At 56.9% G+C, this 17,564-nt stretch carries 11 protein-coding genes; 7 read left to right on the top strand and 4 right to left on the bottom strand.

Annotated features, from left to right (window positions below):
* Positions 1-231 precede the first annotated feature (231 nt).
* Positions 232-603 (bottom strand): hypothetical protein, encoded by a 372-nt coding sequence (locus I6F20_RS33120; protein WP_225129984.1) that lies wholly within the window; start codon positions 601-603, stop codon positions 232-234.
* A 306-nt stretch (positions 604-909) separates the two neighbouring features.
* Between I6F20_RS33120 and I6F20_RS33115 the strand changes: the two genes are divergently transcribed.
* The 4 genes from I6F20_RS33115 to I6F20_RS33095 all read left to right on the top strand — a co-directional run bounded on the left by I6F20_RS33115 (position 910) and on the right by I6F20_RS33095 (position 11,733).
* Positions 910-4,131, top strand: a complete 3,222-nt coding sequence (locus tag I6F20_RS33115; protein WP_225129982.1) for a hypothetical protein — start codon at positions 910-912, stop codon at positions 4,129-4,131.
* Between the two features lie 91 nt (positions 4,132-4,222).
* Complete coding sequence (locus I6F20_RS33110; RefSeq protein WP_225129980.1) at positions 4,223-5,593, top strand: hypothetical protein; 1,371 nt, start codon at positions 4,223-4,225, stop codon at positions 5,591-5,593.
* A gap of 68 nt (positions 5,594-5,661) precedes the next feature.
* On the top strand, positions 5,662-7,908 hold the full coding sequence (locus I6F20_RS33105; protein ID WP_225129978.1) for a di-heme-cytochrome C peroxidase: 2,247 nt from the start codon (positions 5,662-5,664) through the stop codon (positions 7,906-7,908).
* A 2,937-nt stretch (positions 7,909-10,845) separates the two neighbouring features.
* Complete coding sequence (locus tag I6F20_RS33095) at positions 10,846-11,733, top strand: TauD/TfdA dioxygenase family protein (protein ID WP_225129976.1); 888 nt, start codon at positions 10,846-10,848, stop codon at positions 11,731-11,733.
* 920 nt (positions 11,734-12,653) lie between these two features.
* On the opposite strand, the gene I6F20_RS33090 is transcribed toward I6F20_RS33095, so the two are convergent.
* Positions 12,654-12,935 carry a helix-turn-helix domain-containing protein gene (locus tag I6F20_RS33090; RefSeq protein WP_225129974.1) on the bottom strand — a complete coding sequence of 94 codons (282 nt, stop codon included), beginning with the start codon at positions 12,933-12,935 and terminating at the stop codon, positions 12,654-12,656.
* Positions 12,936-13,580: 645 nt separating this feature from the next.
* On the opposite strand from I6F20_RS33090, the gene I6F20_RS33085 reads away from it, so the two are divergent.
* The 3 genes from I6F20_RS33085 (at position 13,581) to I6F20_RS33075 (ending at position 14,757) form a co-directional block, all read left to right on the top strand.
* Positions 13,581-13,814: a DNA -binding domain-containing protein gene (locus I6F20_RS33085; protein ID WP_345944132.1), complete on the top strand. Its 234-nt coding sequence runs from the start codon at positions 13,581-13,583 to the stop codon at positions 13,812-13,814.
* 162 nt (positions 13,815-13,976) lie between these two features.
* Positions 13,977-14,171 (top strand): transcriptional regulator domain-containing protein, encoded by a 195-nt coding sequence (locus tag I6F20_RS33080; protein WP_225129970.1) that lies wholly within the window; start codon positions 13,977-13,979, stop codon positions 14,169-14,171.
* Positions 14,089-14,757, top strand: coding sequence for a DUF2285 domain-containing protein (locus I6F20_RS33075; RefSeq protein WP_225129968.1), 669 nt, complete (start codon positions 14,089-14,091; stop codon positions 14,755-14,757). The genes I6F20_RS33080 and I6F20_RS33075 overlap by 83 nt, the downstream gene beginning before the upstream one ends.
* Before the next feature lie 261 nt (positions 14,758-15,018).
* Here the strand turns inward: I6F20_RS33075 and I6F20_RS33070 are convergent, their stop codons facing one another.
* Together I6F20_RS33070 and I6F20_RS33065 are read right to left on the bottom strand one after the other, a co-directional pair.
* Positions 15,019-15,954 carry a LysR family transcriptional regulator gene (locus I6F20_RS33070; RefSeq protein ID WP_225129966.1) on the bottom strand — a complete coding sequence of 312 codons (936 nt, stop codon included), beginning with the start codon at positions 15,952-15,954 and terminating at the stop codon, positions 15,019-15,021.
* A 135-nt stretch (positions 15,955-16,089) separates the two neighbouring features.
* The gene (locus I6F20_RS33065) at positions 16,090-16,371 is read right to left on the bottom strand and encodes a helix-turn-helix domain-containing protein (RefSeq protein WP_225129964.1); all 282 of its coding nucleotides are present in this window, start codon (positions 16,369-16,371) and stop codon (positions 16,090-16,092) included.
* Positions 16,372-17,564 lie beyond the last annotated feature (1,193 nt).

The raw sequence follows: 17,564 nt of genomic DNA, 5'->3' as shown, positions 1-17,564 counted from the left end.
AGTGATCCTACACATTCTACACGCCAAGGCTTTACCGAAAAAGGTTGCATTTTGGCGCACTCCGACTCCTTACTCCCAGAGATAGGTGCGCCGCCATGCTCATGGCTCCCGGATGATAGGGAGCACCTTGGTTGGTGCCCTTGCGGCTTCCGCGCATTTTGATGCTTTCAATCGCGAGCGCTATGTGCTCTGCGCTGTTTTCGGGAAGGCGTTGAACTTGGTCACCCAGCTCTAACCGTCCAGCTGCCTATCATTGCCCAAGTGGTGCATCGACGACAAAAGGAAGGTGCCTTGCTGCGCAGCACTCTGGTAGATCAACGACGACATGGTCTGCTGCGAGTTCGTAATCAGCGTCTTTGGCATCCGGATTTCATCGCCGATTTTCAAGTCCGCGCGCATCACGGTTTTGAAGGCGATCGACGGTGCCTGAATCCATGTGGGCTGACCGATCAGATCATTGGAAGCGATCTGCTTTGCGCCGGACTGGGCGCCGCCGAGTAAGTAGCGGATTGCCTGACGCGGTCCGCGCGTCCGTAAGCATTGAAGCCCACGTCCGGTAATGACGACCTGCCATCGACCGATCACGGGAGTGAGGTGGGGCATGCGGCTTTATTGCGTTCTAAACAAACGAGTGAAGAAAAAATGCGCAAGGTGGCGGATCGACAGCGCGAAACATCGACATCACGGGTTTTGATCCTCAGCATCGAAAATCTCTTGACGATTCAAGAGAATATTCGATAAATCGCGCCACTACTGTAGGTTATGTTCTCAATTTTCGGGTCGGTGTCCGATAGGAGATCTCCGCTCAATTTGTTGCGGGCCGCCCGCTATCTACCGCGCAGGCCCTCGACGAGGGCTGGTACGAATTTCTAAAATCCAAGCCTATTTGCTCGCTCAGGACTATCTCCGATGACAGTATGGGAAATTGACGGGATGACTGTGCGCGAGCAGCTCTTTACATTACTGCGCAACCTGCGGTGGATTGCTGTCTTCTCGGTCCTCATTTCAATATTGCTGTACTTGCCAGATCAGATTCAAGAGCTCTACCGGATAGCCGCTGACGATATTGGGTGGGTAACGCTCAAGGAGTTCGTCGCCGTGGGCGTGATTGCGCTTACGATCTGGGCGGCCGCTTTTCAGCTTAGCGCCGCAACCCTGCCTCATATCCCGCCCGCTAGGGGGACCGTGGCGCTTTGTATCAAAGTTGCACCCATTGTACTCGGAGCGTTGCCGATCATCGCCGCGACGGCAGGTCAACTCGCCTCGCGGCCAGCTGAAAAGATCGGAGAGGTCGAGGAGGTCGGGAGTATCTTCCGCATTCAGGACCAAGCGCTCGCCTTCGAGCGGAACATGCTACTCATCCTTGCGCTTGCCATGTTGATCCTGCTCGCCTCGTTTGTCGTATTCGCTTGGCAGATGGGATCAAAACATCGCTCGGCGGCACTCGCGAACCGGGCGAACATCGCCTATTTCATCCGCTATAGATTTCTCGCGCTCACGATCGGCGGCATCGCCCTGTTGACGACCGGGTTCGTTTTGTTTCCGGACAGACTTGCACAATTCGTCGGATCGTTCGGCGTAATCGCTCTCTTTGCGATGTGCGTGGCCGGTCTCACCACCCACTTTGCACTACTGACGATCAGGTTCAATTTTCCTTTTATACCGGTTGTGTTTGGCGGCTTGTTCGTGGTTGCCTCATTGTTCGGAGGCGATGACCACGGGCTACGCAGCGTGGCCGGAGCAACCGGCCCATCAGAAGACATGCGCACTTCTGCAGTCGAAGCATTTCGGGATTGGCTTCGGCAAAAACCGCGCCTGGCCGAGGCCGAGAGGCTCGGAGAATATCCGGTGTTCATTGTGGCTGCCCAGGGCGGAGGCATCTACGCAGCCAACAATGCGGCGCGCTTTCTTGCCAGGATGCAGGATCTCAGTCCGGCATTTCGGCAGCATCTGTTTGCGATAAGCGGCGTCTCCGGGGGGAGTGTCGGCTCGGCAATCTTTGCAGCTGCGCTTCATGCCGACAAGGCGCCACTTGATACGGTCGCTCCCGACGCAAAGACATGCCCGAAGATCGCCGACTTTCTGGCCGGCGTCGGCCGGGCCGAGGATGTCGATGCCCCCGGGCAGGTGGAACAGCGCGTTGCAAGCATCTTGGAGACTGATTTTCTCTCGCCCTTGGTTGCCGGTTTTCTATTTACCGACTTCACCCAGCTGTTTTCTCCGTTCGCTATCCCAAGTTTTGATCGCGCGCGTTTTCTGGAGTACACGCTGGAGAATGCTGCAGACAGAATGCTCAAGAACCAAAAGGGTGTTGGCGACCAATCCAATCTGCTAAAGGCCGATTTTCAGTCACATTGGACACCTTCCAACAATATGCCGGCGCTGTTGTTGAACACGACGGATGCCGGTAGCGGCAAGCGCGTTGTGATCTCGCCATTCGATATCGACCCGCTCCACGTGAAAGACAAAGACCTCTGTATTCTCTCGATGCTTGATCGTGCCGGCACAGGAGCCGATCAAAGTGTCAAGAGCCACTCGCTGCGGATTCCGCTTAGTGCCGCGGCCTTTACCAGCGCTCGGTTTCCATGGGTGACGCCGGCAGCGACGGTCTCCTTGCGGAACGATTGTATTACCGCCAATCCGCAGGCCCGCCTCGTGGACGGCGGATATGTCGAGAATTCCGGAATAGAGACCGCGCTCGATTTGATTGAGCGGCTCAAGAGCATCAAGGGCACCTCTGACGCGCCAAAATTCCGGATTTATCTGCTGTCGCTGGTGAGCGGTCAGTTTGGAGACCACGGCTCTTTCAAGTTCGGTGAGCTCATGGAGCCGGTGCGCGCGCTCTTGAGCACGCGAACCTCTCGAACCTATGTTGCGCTCGACCACGCGAACAATATCGATCGTCGGCCAACGAGCGATGTAACGCCTAGCGTGCAACGCTTTCCAACGTTCGGTCGAATAGACATCACAGGCTCGTTTTACAACCTGCCGCTTGGTTGGACGCTATCTGAGAAAACCGAAGATATCATTTCGCTAAGCAGCGGCCGCTTTTGGGATTGTGTGCCGAAGGATGACTTCGATCAATCCCGCAAGAAGCAGAGCAACGCGGATTGCTTGCAAGTGAAATTATTTCATCTCTTGAACGGATCCGTCGCATCTGCATTTGAGGCACTTAGGGATGCCAAGCTTGCAAAGGCTGCTTACGCCGATGAGTTGGAGAAGGAATACAGGCCCGCTTCAAAGATCAAGCCGCAGCCGTTACTTGCTTGCTATGAGAGCAAGTGGTTGCAGGAGCGTGGCTATCAGAAATACCAGGATAAAGTCTCTGCGTACGAGCATGAACTGGCGGAATCGATCAAGAATCATGCGCCAGTTCCTGCACCCGTGCCGCCATATCGAAAGAGCTATATGGCGTATTTCCAGGCCGAGCAGGTTAAGGCTTTGCTGCAGGAATGGGACCGCATCGACGAGCGCGATCCACGGATCCTGGCCTATATCCTGGGGGCAATCTCCTACGACAGCGCCGATTTTACACGAAGCAGCGAAGACTTCTCTTACAGCGCGGTCTCTCAACTGCCGCGTAAATGGCGCGACCGAATAGAAAAGAACAATGCCGAGCTTGCGGCCGCGAACAAATCGCCCGTCGGCATGGAGGCGTTGCTCAACCATCCGAAGGAATTGGCCAACTTTGTTCTTGGTTACGAGGGCAACCCGTTCGGAAACCAGGTGGGGACGGACGACGGTTGGCTGTTTCGTCCACGAGGAATGTATCAATTGGTGGGACGCGAGCAATATCAGGAAGCGCAGAACCAAATGCAAGAGATCGGAGAACTGGCCGGGCTTGATCTCCTCACGCTTCCCGATGCACTGCGCGATGCGAAGATCTCAGCCAAGGTCGCCTTCGCTCACTTTCGGCTTCATCCCTATCGGAACCGAACGTTGTTTGAGTTGCTCAAGGATCCCTCGAAGGACTGGATCGCCGTGCGCGCGCTGCAAACCGACATGGAGCATGGCCCAACCGATAGGGAGCGTGTCTATGCAAGAAGCCAGATGTTTCTCGGCTGCATTGAAGAGGCGTTACATCCTACCCAACTCAAGACATTGCAGAGTAAATTTTACGGCAGCGAGTAAACATCCTGATACCGGGCCGCGGGCGGGATGTGACTGAAAGCGTTGTAGATCGGACTTTCGATTGTTTAGTCTTACAGGGGAATTGCTGACGATGGCAAAGGGTGAAATCCGCCGGTCAAAACTTGGTCGGCTGTTTACAAGTCTGTCCGCAGCGGGGCTGATCGTCGCCGTTGCCTTGGGAGCAGGAACAGCCAGGGCCGAGACGCCATCGAAGCCGCTTTCGGCCAACGACGTGTCCATCCTGTTTCCTCCACCGAAAGCGCCAGCAGACCTCGTCAATCTGATCGCGATGTCCGACCTCGCCGGCCCCACTGGGGCTCCGCAGCGGCTTTTGTCCGATGAGGATTTTTCGCGTTTCATTGCAAACGCCGAAAATCCAGAACGCGAAGGCGTGCCGGACTCGGGCACACGCCGCATTCAGCTGCCTGATATCGTGAAAAAGATCGATGCCTGGTTCGTTGCGGGCATCCGGATCGATCCGGGAGCCCCGGGATTATCTACTGATGTCATCGCCCAGTTTGGCCGGCAACCGCAAATCCGCCTGATCATTCAGCCGGTGACCAATGGACCCCAGGGATTGAAGGTCCATGACACTGCCGGTCATCTTATCTTCAGTTTCAACCTCGAGCCTGATTCACCTCTTGATGGTTGTGGGCCATTCCCGCGATTTAAACCTGACGATCAAGCTTTCAAGGCAATCGTTCGTGACGTTGCATCATTGCGTGATCAACTTGCGGCGGGAAAGTTCGGCAATGTCAAGGTCTCGACTACCGGTGACATGAACGTGCACCCGGGCCTTATCGGTGCATCCGCAAAACCGTTTCGTGATGCCCTCAAAGCTTTGCTGGAAAAGCATCTCTCGCCGCAGCGCCTCAACACCATGGCTGTCATGGGGATTTCGCCGCCCGAACCCTGGGTTTTCGTCTCGATGCTGAGGGTCCCGCAGGCCGGGTTGATACCAGTGCCTGGCCCGACGCTCGACGGCCTTCATGCCGCGCAGATGTTTAGCATCGTAGGCCAGACGCACGTGGTCCCGCGGCCTGTCACGAATAACCAGAATCCAACGACGTGTCGCCACGCGGCGCTACAGAATCCTCCTCTGCCGCTTGCCAATCGTAAGGGTGTTTCGACAGCCGATTTCATCGATGCCAAGGTGCCAAATAGCCGCGTACTCGAGATCGTCAATGTCATTGCCGACACGAAGAAGAGTCATTTCTTCAATACGGACTGCGTGAGCTGTCACACCGAAACCGCCCAGTCGCTGGCCAGGAACGTGCAAGGCTTCGCGGTGTCAGGCGTGAACCGAGCCGTTCTACCGAAAGAAGACTGGAATGTTCGCAATTTCGGTTGGTTCCCCTCATTCCTGCATGGTGGCCCAGCGGCCGCGACCATAACGCGACGCGCGGCAGCCGAGACCACCGACGTCGTCACCTTCATCAATAGCCAATTGCTGAACAAGTAATAAGCGCCATCGCTGGCCGGCGCGCTCGCGCGGCGGCAGGCGCATCTGAGATTAAGGAGAATTTTGGGATGGGGGCACGTTCGTTCAACCTTTGGGTGGGTGGCGTGGTGAGGCGGTGGCCTCATGTCGTCGGTCTCTTGTTCGCGATTGTGTTCGTCGTGGCGGCGTCAATAGGGATGGCGTATTTCGTACCGGAGAAGCTTCGCGATGCGGCGCTCAAGGTCAAGAATGACGCAAATCTGGTTGCCCAATTGCTGCCCGCGACGCTGCCCGCCCCATCGAAGATCGATAGCGCATACTGGCTGCCGCAGAACTGGAGTGCGCGGCAGCGTTACTGGTTCCACCACACGTCCCAAGGCACGGCGACTATTCCTGTGCCCTATAGATGGTTCCTGGCTCTAGAACGTCCTGAGTTGTCGGTCCGCTACACGAGCCTGACGGACAACGAGTATCTGCGTCGCCTTGGTTTCATCCCAAGTCCGAGCTCAAAGGACTTTGACGCTAGCTCACCCGCGTACGGCTACCAGGAGGACGCCAAGGGCGCTAGCTCCACTTGGACAGCGAGCATGCCTGACAATGCAAATGGTTTGCCTGTGGGGTTCGCGATCCTGAAAGGGGGCGTCGACCCGACAACGGGAGATTTCTACGAAGATCAGATCGGACTAACCTGCGCCGCCTGTCATACAGGTCATCTCGAGTACAAGAATGTCAGCATTCGCTACGATGGTGGGCCCGCGATGGTCAATCTTGGCGAGGTTGAACGGGTCATTGGGTTATCGATCGGCTATACGCTGATGTTGCCGTGGCGGTTTGAGCGCTTCGCCGACCGGCTGGAAAGCATTGAAGCTCGAAGCGTCGACCGCAAGAAGCTTCGAGGTGATCTGGAGCGCGCACTTCAAAAGATCAAGAAGCAAAAGGCCGCAAACGATAGCCTTTTGACGAGGCAGGGAGTGACGAACCTCGACGAGGGTTTCGGTCGGCTTGATGCCTTGAACCGGATCGGCAACCAGGTCTTCTACACGAATTTTCTCGATCCAGCGAGCGGAGAACTCCCAGATCCGCTCCTGAAGGGCAACTTCGCGCGCAACGACGCTCCTGTGAGTTTTCCGCCAATCTGGGACACGCCGTACTTCCTTTGGGCGCAGTATGACGCCTCTGTTCTCAACGAGCTTGTTCGCAATTCAGGCGAAGCGCTCGGCGTCAGCGCGAAAATCAATATGAGGGCGCCGGCGCCGGGACGGCCGCTATTTGAATCATCCATCCATCTAGCGGACATTGCGCGTTTTGAGGAGCTTTTGCGCGGTACCGATCCCTTCTCGTCGGCTGAGGCAAGCGGCAGGAAATTTAACGGGCTTGTCGCGCCACGATGGAAGGATGCGCAGGACAGGTTCCGAGGCGACCCGGCCTGGGCCATTGACGAGAAACTCGTTGAGAAAGGTCGCGATCTTTATCGCTCGCACTGCTTTGAATGCCACCGAGGGCCCGTCAACGATCCCGCATTCGAAGCAAAGTGGCCGGAAGATTCGTTCTGGAAGCCGGAGAACCCAGATCGCTCTGTCAAGGGCGAGAAGAATTGGGTGGAGATCGGCGGACGCCACTATTTCAACGTCGCTCAGCTGCCGGTGAACGCGATCGGCACTGATCGCCAACAATCCAATGTCCTGACAACTCGGCGTGTTCACTTACCTGCCTCACTCGGCCTCAATCCGATCGATGACCTGAACAAAGCCTGGGGATGCGGCCTTCCGGCCGATGCGGCGCCAAACCCCTTATTTGTGCTCGCGCTGATGGATGTCGTGGGCAAGACGATCGATCAATGGAACCTCGCGAACAACTCCTCCGAAAACACCAAGCAGCAGATGTGGGGGCCGAGGAAGAATTGCCAAAACCCGCGAGCATACGTTGGGGCGCGGGTGCGCCGTAACAGCAAGGACGAAGATGTCCTTGCCCTTGAACCTCAATACCGGGCGCGTCCGTTGGACGGCGTCTGGGCAACGGCTCCGTATCTGCACAACGGATCCGTGCCGACGCTGAAGGACATGTTATTGCCGCAGGGTCGGCGGCCGAGCTCTTTCTGCGTGGGCAGCCGCAAATTCGATCCTGTTGACGTCGGGCTCGTTGCGAAAGTACGAGCGAACGACGCCTGCGCGGCCGGGCTGACGGACTTCAACGTATCTTTGCTTGGGAATAGCAATCGCGGGCATTCTTTTGAGGGCAAGGAAACGGACGTAACGAAGCTGCCGCCTGGGGTCATCGGGCCAGAATTAACCGACGCCGAACGGCGGGCGCTTCTAGAGTATTTGAAGACGCTATAAGGAGGCCGTCACGCTGGAAGCTCGGCGCTCGTCGCCCTACGGCAGAACCAAGTCGATTTTCTTGGGAACGCTTCGTAAACTTATCCTTGAGGACATGTCACTCAAGGTCCTGCGGGGGAGTTGCCGGAATTCCCTTCGAGGATCGGATGACGGCGGCGGTCCTTGATTCGATTGCGCGTCATGCCGGGGCGCGCCGGGCTTGGCTGATCAATTCGATCAGAAGGCTGAACTCTGGCCAGGATTAGAGCCTTAATCAGGAGTAGAGCCGTGATCTTCTTCGGTGCTGCTAACTGAGGAGGCGCTCCCGCGCTCGAGCTGGGTGCAGAGTGCGCAGAAATCTACTCAGAACGTGAACTGGATGGCGCGCGCGGACTAGTCTAGCGTCATCGACAGAGCTTGTCGGGTTCACGGCATCGAATAAGTCGCCGATCATTGATGATGCGCCACGAGCTGACATGTTCAACCACGAGGCCCAGCTTAGCGCGGACAAGACCATCAGGCTATCGAACGACTTACCCGAGTATGTCGGTAATCTTCGCTAAAGACACCGGACTTGATGACGCGCGACGTTCTTCATTGTATGATCATGCAACCTTAAGTGAAGATGTTTAAGAGCCATTTCCATCGCCGTTCACATTGGCAGTTGATAGTATTTATGTCGTGAAATTCGCCGTGCTGTGCAGTCATTGCACCGCTCCATTGGAGGAGACCTTCTATGCTCAACTCCGAAACCACCGCCTGTCTCCGTCGAATTCTGGATGAAGTGTGCAAGGGGCTGTCGCGTGAGGAGACCGGCATCCGAGCGCACGTCGCTTCCAAAATTCTAGAAGCCGCCTCTCGCGGCGAGACGTCCGTCGAAGTTCTCAGGCAAGTTGGGCAGAACGCCTTGACCAGTGCTCCCTCGATGTGGCTACAGCAAGGCTCTCGTCGATCTTCATCCGAAAGTAGCGGTGCCGGCGAACCTACCGGCCCAACCAAACAGGATTAAGCACGCCGATCCGAATCCATCAGCAAAGCGCCCGCGAACTGAAACCATTCAGGGAGCGCGCTGTCGTGGAAGCTGACCCGGAACGGCTAAGCGCGCGAAACGGCATTTGTCGTAAACGGAATCAATTCAGGGTTGGCCAGCGGATCTCGCGAAGCGGGATCATAGTGGCATCCGGCGATTGACCAAGCACCCGCAAAGAACCTGGGCGATTTGGTGGGCAGAGACGGCGACCAGCGCAAGTTCGAGTAAACTATTCTAGCTGGTGGGACGAAAGCGCGCCGGAGGCTCAAGGAAAAAATATCAAGCCTTGCGATGTCGCGTTGACGGATTAGAACCATTGAGCAACTGTCGCGAACTGTCACTCCGGCCGGTCGAGATCCTCCGGCTGCTACATGCCGCGCGGTGCTGACTTCGGATCGGATCGCGCGGAGAGTGCTGGAAACTCGCTGGATCTTCGGGAGCGGGCCCTGCACGAAGGCTCGTTGTGATCGGGCGCAAGGGGGCGACGTGATAAAACACGTTGCGCCTGACCTGATCGGCGAGCCAACCCGGAGCAAGCGAACGGAAAGGGCGAGAAGACCGGCAAAGCGTCGGCTGCTTGCATCGCAGATCCTGCTGGGCGCCGGCGATCAAGTTCAGACTTCGCTCTTCGTTTGTCGCATAGCTTGCGCCATCTAGCAGCTCTTACAAGCGGCTTCTCTACACAAGCAAGCAAGCTTAACGGAGTTTACTGCGGCCTGTGACGAATCTCAGGTTCTTGAAAAGTATCTTTGTTGCGGCGATGCGCATCTTGCATGATGGCTCGTTCGCGTTGGCGCGTTGTTGCGCAGCTGGTGCATTCTTTCATCGTCTTCTCTGAAATCCCGCATTTTTGGTGCGTGTGTGATCATGTTCACGCGCCTTAAGGCCATTAGACGAAAGCAGGGCGATCTTAGGAAGTTGGATCCTGGCTCATGATCTTAGATCAGGCGCTGCCTTCAGCCTCGTGCTGCCGATAGGGGCAAAAATAGCCTGACAGTACTTGCGGCTGGCAATGTGAGAGCGCGAAGTCGCTGCATTGTCTCGGCGGCGCACGGTATTCCTCCGGGGGCCGCGCTCTGTCTCTATTTTGTGCGGTCAACTGCCAGGAAGCTAAAACAAGCTGCGCGCCGTAAGGAAAATCTACGCCTCCGGACAGAGCCAGGTACGTAGGTCACAGCCCTGACGACCTGCATTCGGTGACACGCGCAGATTTCGCAAATCGAGGGATTGAGTCCGTTGTTTAGCTGCAATGGGAGTTGCAGCGTTCACATTTTGCGCGACTTTCCTGCTCGGCAAGAAGAACAACCCAATCAACCAGCCGATGAAAAGACGACGCGCATTGGACAACTCCAAGTCGCGAGGAAGTGATTGCGGACTCGTTGGGGTTGTTGTAGATATAATATACGCCTTAAGATAGAATTAGCTTACCGAGGCGAGGCGTCCTGTCGTATCCGCTTCGCGAGCGCAGGCCGCGAACGAGTTCAATTCTTGGCGGATGAGGCCATGCCGGTCGCGTGAGGTGACGACGCAATTGTCCTTCGCAGATTTTTCAAGCACGAGTTCTGAGACGAGGCGAACGTTACGCAAGCTCGAAAAGAAAGCTGGTTTCGTTTCATGGACTGGACATGGATTGCGTCTATGATCTGCACTGTTGATCAGGCAGCAAATCGATCTGGTGGCCCGATATGCGAGTGTCCTTCGATGGGAACGGCACTGGACGCATCGGCGCGCAGAGGGAGTGAGATCCTAAGATGCTGGTGGTGTGTATCAAAAATCAGCCGCCTAATTGTGGGGAGTGATGACCCACGCTCAGACAATTCGGATCCGTGTCCTCAAGACCGCCTTGGCGGGATTGTCGCCAGGCACGACCACCAAACACGGGGCTTGTTTAGACATCCACGGAGAGAGGCGCCGACATGTGTGGCACAATGACTGTTGATAACGTCATCCCGCGAGCAGACATCGTCAAGCACGCGGACCGGCTTGGTGCCGAAATCAAGAATAGTACGCTGTCGGAGGATTTGCCAGACGAGGTCATCGTAGCCTTCTACCGGCTGCTGCTAGAGCATAAGGTCATCTTCTTCCGTGATCAGGGAGATTTCGATGATGCCCAGCAACAGCGTTTTTTGCTTCGGCTCGGCTCACTGATACCGAATCCCGCCATGGTGGACACAAGGGGAGGTTTAATAGTTGGGAAGACGGTGCCTGATCGCGCCCGCAGTCATATCGACCAGGTGAAGGATGAGGTCGTCTTCAGTGCCGGCCGCGCAACAACTTCAGTGCTGCGGGATGCATCGATCCTGCCTTTTCGCGGGGACATCGCTTGGTCGAGCACGGCGGCAGCTTATCTTGATCTTCCCGATCCCCTGCGGATGCTTGCAGATAACCTCTGGGCTGTGAGCTTCGTCGCATCCGATCTCACTCCGACAGAGGGGGCCACCGAATCCAACAAGCGGCCATGGGGCGGCGTATCCACCGGAACGATCTACGAAACGACACATCCGGTCGTTCGTGTTCATCCCGAGACCGGCGAACGTATGCTCTGGCTCGGACGCTCCGTGCAGAACTTCGTCGGTCTGCAGCGCTATCCTAGTCAAAGACTGTTTGAGCGGCTGCAGTCGTATCTTGTCGCGCCGCGGAATACGGTGCGCTGGAACGGGAAATCAGGCGACATCGTAATCTGGGACAATCGCGCGACTGAGCCGTACCTCGCCAACAAAATCGGCAGTCCTCATTGGGCGATGGAGCAGCGTGCGATTGACGCCGGCGTACCGCACGTGAAGCGGCCGAAATCAAGGGCTGCAAAGGCTGCCTGAGATTGTCTGCACCTCCGGATGTCGTAAGACGCCTGGTGACCCAAGACCAAGTTGCGGCGCTGCGACGTCGAGCGGAGCCCCGCTTCTTATTTCCCCGGGACCGGCTAACGGGCGCAGCTGCCGCCTCCTCGACTTCTTCCAGGCCCAACTGCATTTCATCTTCAGGCATCGCTCTCTCTCCGGCCAAACCGATGCCGCTGCATTTTTGATGATCTGATACAGCCGTTGGCTCTTGCTTACCGAGCGGCATCGCCCTCATCGTCTCGGAAAGTAAGTCCGGGTGTTGCTCACTACCAATTCAGCATATTCGCCCATCCGGCGACGCATCCGATGATTTTGATTCACATCGCGCAGGGCCGGCAGAAACTATCCCGGTCGCGTTCGTGCCGGCGTCTTACGTGTCTCCAAGAACAAGCTGCCAGTCGAGATTCTCAGCAGCGTCTACAATTACCTCTCGGCAAGCGCATCGCACCATGCTCGACCTTCGGCCAGCGGAAGATACCATCCTCGAGCACCAGCTTGATCCTCCGCCCGACAGCTCTGGAGAACGGGTCTGCTCCCATGCTCTTGCGCAACAGGCCAGGGTAGCAAGTCCTTCATTGCGGAAGTCTCTTTGTTGGGCCTTGCGATCCCGAACCGCACCCGACACTCCGACCACAATTCCAAACAGACTCTTCGGAAACCTCAGGCTTGAGCGGTTGTCCGTAGGTTTACGCGAGCGGCGCAAGCGTTCATTTTTCGAGGATACTCACATTATATAATACGCCGCTCCGGGGGGAGCGGGGCGCTAAGCGGAACCGTGCTGGCGCGGCATCGGCTGGGGCGGGCGATGGCAATTGGCGGCCCTAGATCGAAGGGAGCACGTGGCCGCTCCGTTTCGCCTGCTCCCGTCTTTAGCTGAAACATGGCTCTCTCGACAATTACGTCCTGTTCCGGCGAAGCCGTGCCGGCTTGCGTCCTCTGGACATCGGCTTGGGGGGCATTGCACCCTTGGGCGGCTCAGTGAACAATTCGGACAAGTGAATACCCAACGTCGCGGCGATACGGTCCAGGAGATCAACAGTCGGGTTCTCTTTTTTCTGCTCAATGCGCCCCATATATGAGCGGTCGATGCCGGCATCATAGGCCAACTGCTCCTGCGGAATGCCGCGCTCTACGCGGATCCGGCGCACATTCCAAGCCACAAGCGCACGAGCGTTCATGCGCAAAGGCAGCCATTCCGATGATTATGAAACCACTGGTTATAGCCAGACTATTACGATAAGCTCGCACCCAAACGGTGGCGGTTCTCCCGAATCGCTTCGAGGAATCAGGTAACGGTGAGATGCAGACGCCGTTAGCGCGTGCGTCTTCTCGTCGACCATCAAAAGCGTTCTCGAGGGCCAATAGCTTGCCAGAGGAGGAAGTCGGGCTCAGAGGTTACCTGCGGCGTTTTCCCCAGGACCGCGACTAGACAGGACGAGCGTTCAGCCGGGGCACGAAAAGGTAACAGATATTCTCCAGTTGACACGTTCTGGCCATGCCTTTCACGAGTGCGAGCGGGCCACTCACCATGGGCCGCCAAGCCATTCCGCCAGGAGCAGCAAGGACAACCTAGTTACAGGGCAAAACTGCAGTCACTTCGAGTATGGACTGCGATGAGGGAAAGCGCAGGATGGAGCCACCAGGTCACTGTGGGCCGATATGCGATTGCCATCTTGGCGCGAAAGGGAGGTTGGCGTGCGACAATTGGGTAGGTATCAAAACAACCTCAAACTAGTTATCGTTGCTCTGATTTCGATTTTTCAGCTTGGTAGGAGTTTTAGGTAGTGCCAGGCGAGCCGAAGATCGCAGAATTGGCGCCCAGCGTGGACGAGCTCACGTCATATGACAAGGAGCACGCTGTTGCCTACATGCGACTTCTTGATGCGGACGCTGACAAGGCAGATTGGCGCGAAATCGCGCGCATTGTGCTTGGGCTCGACCCGACCGTTGAACCGGATCGCACGCGACGCACGTTCGAAAGTCATCTGGCTCGGGCCAAGTGGCTTGCGGGCCACGGTTATCGCGATCTGCTAGGTGGCGGTTGGCCAAAACAATGAACAGAGCGGATATGAGGATCGCCGGAATTCCTAGCAATCGCAAAAGTTGATAATTCCATCGATTAAGTACGTGCGCGATGCGCACACGTACGCAAGCAGCCGGAAAGCGCCACAATCATCGGCTGCATTTCACCGCGGTGAAGATTTTGCGGGAAAGATGCGATGCCGGACACTGACTGGAGATCTGAGGAAGCGTACAGCGGCCTCGAGAAGGCAGATGTTGCTGACCTGGCATGGGAGTGGCTGCGCCGGGATCGCGACTACCAAGAGGAATATGAGCGGTTATCTCGCCGCGAACGTTCAAGCGCAGCGGCGGGCGAGTTCCGACGCAAGTGGGGGCTCTCGTTTTCCTGCTGATCCGCAAAAGACCTTCGACAAGCAAGCGGTCTTCTGGGCACCCGAGGTGCTGTCGACCGTGCTGAGTGTGCGGGCGGCCAGCTACATTGCGTCCGAAAGCTGCCAGCTCGATTTCGAGAATCTGCCAGGCAGCGAGCTTCGTCGTGCGCCGGATGGATGGCATGCGATCGTGCCACTCGGGGGCACGAGGCATCGCCTTTGGCTACGCGAGCTTCCGGCGAGTGGATCTGTTGTCCTCGTTGATCTGCCGCTCGACGTGAATTTCGAGCTTCGCTTGGGGGCCGCGCGTCGGCTTTGGCTCGCCCTCGAGCGTCGGCCGCTCGGAATGCCTCCTCTTGCTCTCCCTACTTTGAAGCAGCGTCGGCTGATTCTTGCGCTACGCGCAGTGGATGGATGGCAGCAAGGAAATAGCTATCGCCAAATCGCGCAAGGTCTTTTTGGAAGTCATCGTATCGCCGAGCGCGGCTGGAAGACAGACGATCTGCGCAGCCGAACCATTCGGCTTGTTAAGCTGGGGCGGCGACTCATGCGCCTTCGCTGCCGAGCATTGTTCGAAAAAGGCATCGGCAGGGATGACAGTTCATGAGTTGAGGCGCGACAAATGGCATCGTCTCTGTCTGTGCAACGAATTCTACTTCTGGCATCGCTCGATTGGCTGTAGGATGAGGTGTTTGCGTTCCGATCTATCACTCCGTCCTCTGTCGTCGGGGTCAGTGCAACAGAGACATTATCTTCGCCGGAAGACTCTGACCGTTTTGCTCGGATAGTCCCTCAGGTTGAGTGCTCTTCTGGATTGAGGCGGTACAACGAACTCTGGCAGACTGATTGAGACATCCAGAGAGACATTTCAGGTATGCTGCGCTAACGCCGCCTTCTTGCAAAGGCGGGCAACCCACCGGCAAAAAGAACGAGCGATCTCGGGATTCTCGCTGCGATCCACCGCATACGCCCGATACTGCATGCCACTTTGAGCGCGCGAGCCGGGTATGATTTGCAAAGCGCCACCTCGCACCAGATCACTGACGATGATTTCAGGTGCGACAAGAAGGCATTTTCCTGTCATGACTGCCGGCAGAGCAAGATAATTGTGATCGTAACGCGCGCCCGGTCGTATATCGTTTGAGGACATGTTCATCGCCCTCAGCCACGTCGGCAAGATGTCAGGACGTGATGTGATGTTCAGTATCGGCGTTGACCGAACAATCGAAAACTCTCTGCCTGCGACTAGATTTGGCGGGCCCACGCACACCAGCTCCTCATTGTAGATCTCCCAACTGTCGGCGGGTTCGACGATGGAAAGATCGCGTGTAATCAAAATATCGAAATCATCCGAAGATGCCGGCGGCGAGAGCGAGCTCACGACGTCCACGATAACGTCGCCCACTTCAGAAGAGAACGTCTGCAGATTTGGAATCAGAAATGAGGAAGCAAAGGTCGATAGTGACGTACGGACGACAATCCGATTGGTTCCTGCGTCCGCGCGGCGTCGCATTCTCTTCGCGGTGAAGCCGACCGTTTCGAGTGGTTCAGAGACTGCGTTTGCGAATAGCCTCCCGAACTCGGTTAGATCACTGCGCCGTCCACGCCGCTCGATCAGGTCAGCACCAAGATAGTCCCGCAGGACGGACAAATAGCGGCTGACTGAGCTCTGTGTTGTTCTCAAAGTGGTGGCGGCGCGCGTGACGCTGCCTTCGCGGGCGACGGTCACAAAAGCGCGGATGGCGTTTAAAGGAACTTCGTCGTCTTGAGCCGCCACTGTCTGCTCCGGCGCCAGAATGAACATCCATCACATTACTCGATGTCCATAGGGGGATTCCCGCGTATAAAGGGTAGGCTGTGCATAAAATCCACGTCGCGCCATTGATACTGGGTCAGTACCGCAGAAGATCTGCGCCGACAGCTCGGTGCTGTAATGGGGCTATGTCCTTTTGCGGCGTGCCGGCTTCGGCTTGCGACCTTTAGGTAAGGTAGCGGGTGGCGGCGCCCCCTTGGTTGGCCGAACAAACAGCTCAGAGACAGCAACGCCGAGCGTCTCGGCAAGCCGATCGAGAAGATCGATTGTAGGGTTCGCCTGTTGGCGCTCTAGTCCGCTCATGTAGGAGCGATCAACACCTGCATCGTAGGCCAATTGCTCCTGCGGAATACCGCGCTGGACGCGGATCCGGCGCACATTGTAGGCCACAAGCGCACGAGCTCTCATGCGCGAAAGCAGCCATTTCGATGGTCATCAAACCACTGGCTATAACCTACATAAAAACATCATCGGACTGGAAAAGAGTTGTTGCAGAACGCGGAGAGCAGCGCAGACGCGACTGGCGCCATGGAAAGAATCCGATGCTGCTCCTGCTAGCCGCCATGCTAGCCAAACTAGGGGATGGCTCGGCGATCGGGTAGTGAAACCCTGAAAGCGCTGTTCCTGGCAGATGCCGCAAGCCTCTGTGTCGCTGGCCACCTCTGCTCCCGTGAGGGCCAAGCCGCTCGCGGTGCTACTAAGTGGTATTGCCGAGAGGGACCGCAGGGCACCTACTGTACTAGTGGGCAAGCCTTCAAAGACGCTGTCCCTACCGCGCCATTACCGCGCCAGGGACGTCAAGGGTTAACGGCGACGTGACTCGGCGCTCAATCCCTGGAAAGCGCTGTCCTGCCACGCGCCGCTAACCTTGGCACCAGCCTTGCCCCATTCGGTATGAATGCTGACACTTCGCCCCTCTAGGGTGCCGCCAAGTTGTAGGCTTAGTACGACTGCCAATCACCTACCTGAATTGGTTGGATCGTCCGCTACTTTCTACCCTGGTTCGTTACCTTCGCGGAGAAATTGGAGATGCCCAGCATACTAGTCTAAACCGATCCGCTGCATGAAAAAGGCTTATACGCTGCCGCTCATGACGGAGCCCGAGAATGTTGCCGGTAAGACGGGAGGCATGGAAGCGATCGCTTGAAAGACCACACGCGTCCCTAAATTAAAGGTCGTCAATCTCCCCCGGCACAAGCGGACCGGGTGTCCGTGCCCGAAAAAGCATGACAGTGCGGCTACCAGGGTCGGTTCTCCGACGCCGGAAGCAGCGCGGGCGCGACTCGGCGCCGGTCGGTTGGGACTGGATCGGCGCTGTCCCTGCCGCGCCAGCGCTGCAGATTGACGCTCTCGATGGGTTGGTGGTGCCGGCTCAAGTGCCGCGAAATCGGACAATTACGCTAATCACAAGCCGTAACGAGCCTGTGGGCGCGTCGATCGCGAGTGCCATGCAGACGATGGCAGGTCCACTACAAGAGTAGGTAGGTGCCAAAGTGGACGCGGGGTCCTAGCGTCCTCCTGTTCCTCTGCCGATCATCGAGCCAGAAGCGAACAGCGAGAAGGTCATATGGACAAAACCTTACGACGTGCGGAATCAGGGT

It is taken from the genome of Bradyrhizobium sp. IC3123 (genome assembly GCF_020193625.1).
Classification (GTDB): Bacteria; Pseudomonadota; Alphaproteobacteria; order Rhizobiales; family Xanthobacteraceae; genus Bradyrhizobium; species Bradyrhizobium yuanmingense.
Note: the sequence above shows the minus strand (reverse complement) of the source record. Positions and strands in the feature narration are given on the sequence as shown.

Coding starts and splice junctions, on each gene's coding strand:
- I6F20_RS33120 (WP_225129984.1), bottom strand. CDS start 603: ATGCCCCACCTCACTCCCGTGATCGGTCGATGGCAGGTCGTCATTACC.
- I6F20_RS33115 (WP_225129982.1), top strand. CDS start 910: ATGACAGTATGGGAAATTGACGGGATGACTGTGCGCGAGCAGCTCTTT.
- I6F20_RS33110 (WP_225129980.1), top strand. CDS start 4,223: ATGGCAAAGGGTGAAATCCGCCGGTCAAAACTTGGTCGGCTGTTTACA.
- I6F20_RS33105 (WP_225129978.1), top strand. CDS start 5,662: ATGGGGGCACGTTCGTTCAACCTTTGGGTGGGTGGCGTGGTGAGGCGG.
- I6F20_RS33095 (WP_225129976.1), top strand. CDS start 10,846: ATGACTGTTGATAACGTCATCCCGCGAGCAGACATCGTCAAGCACGCG.
- I6F20_RS33090 (WP_225129974.1), bottom strand. CDS start 12,935: ATGAACGCTCGTGCGCTTGTGGCTTGGAATGTGCGCCGGATCCGCGTA.
- I6F20_RS33080 (WP_225129970.1), top strand. CDS start 13,977: ATGCCGGACACTGACTGGAGATCTGAGGAAGCGTACAGCGGCCTCGAG.
- I6F20_RS33075 (WP_225129968.1), top strand. CDS start 14,089: ATGAGCGGTTATCTCGCCGCGAACGTTCAAGCGCAGCGGCGGGCGAGT.
- I6F20_RS33070 (WP_225129966.1), bottom strand. CDS start 15,954: ATGTTCATTCTGGCGCCGGAGCAGACAGTGGCGGCTCAAGACGACGAA.
- I6F20_RS33065 (WP_225129964.1), bottom strand. CDS start 16,371: ATGAGAGCTCGTGCGCTTGTGGCCTACAATGTGCGCCGGATCCGCGTC.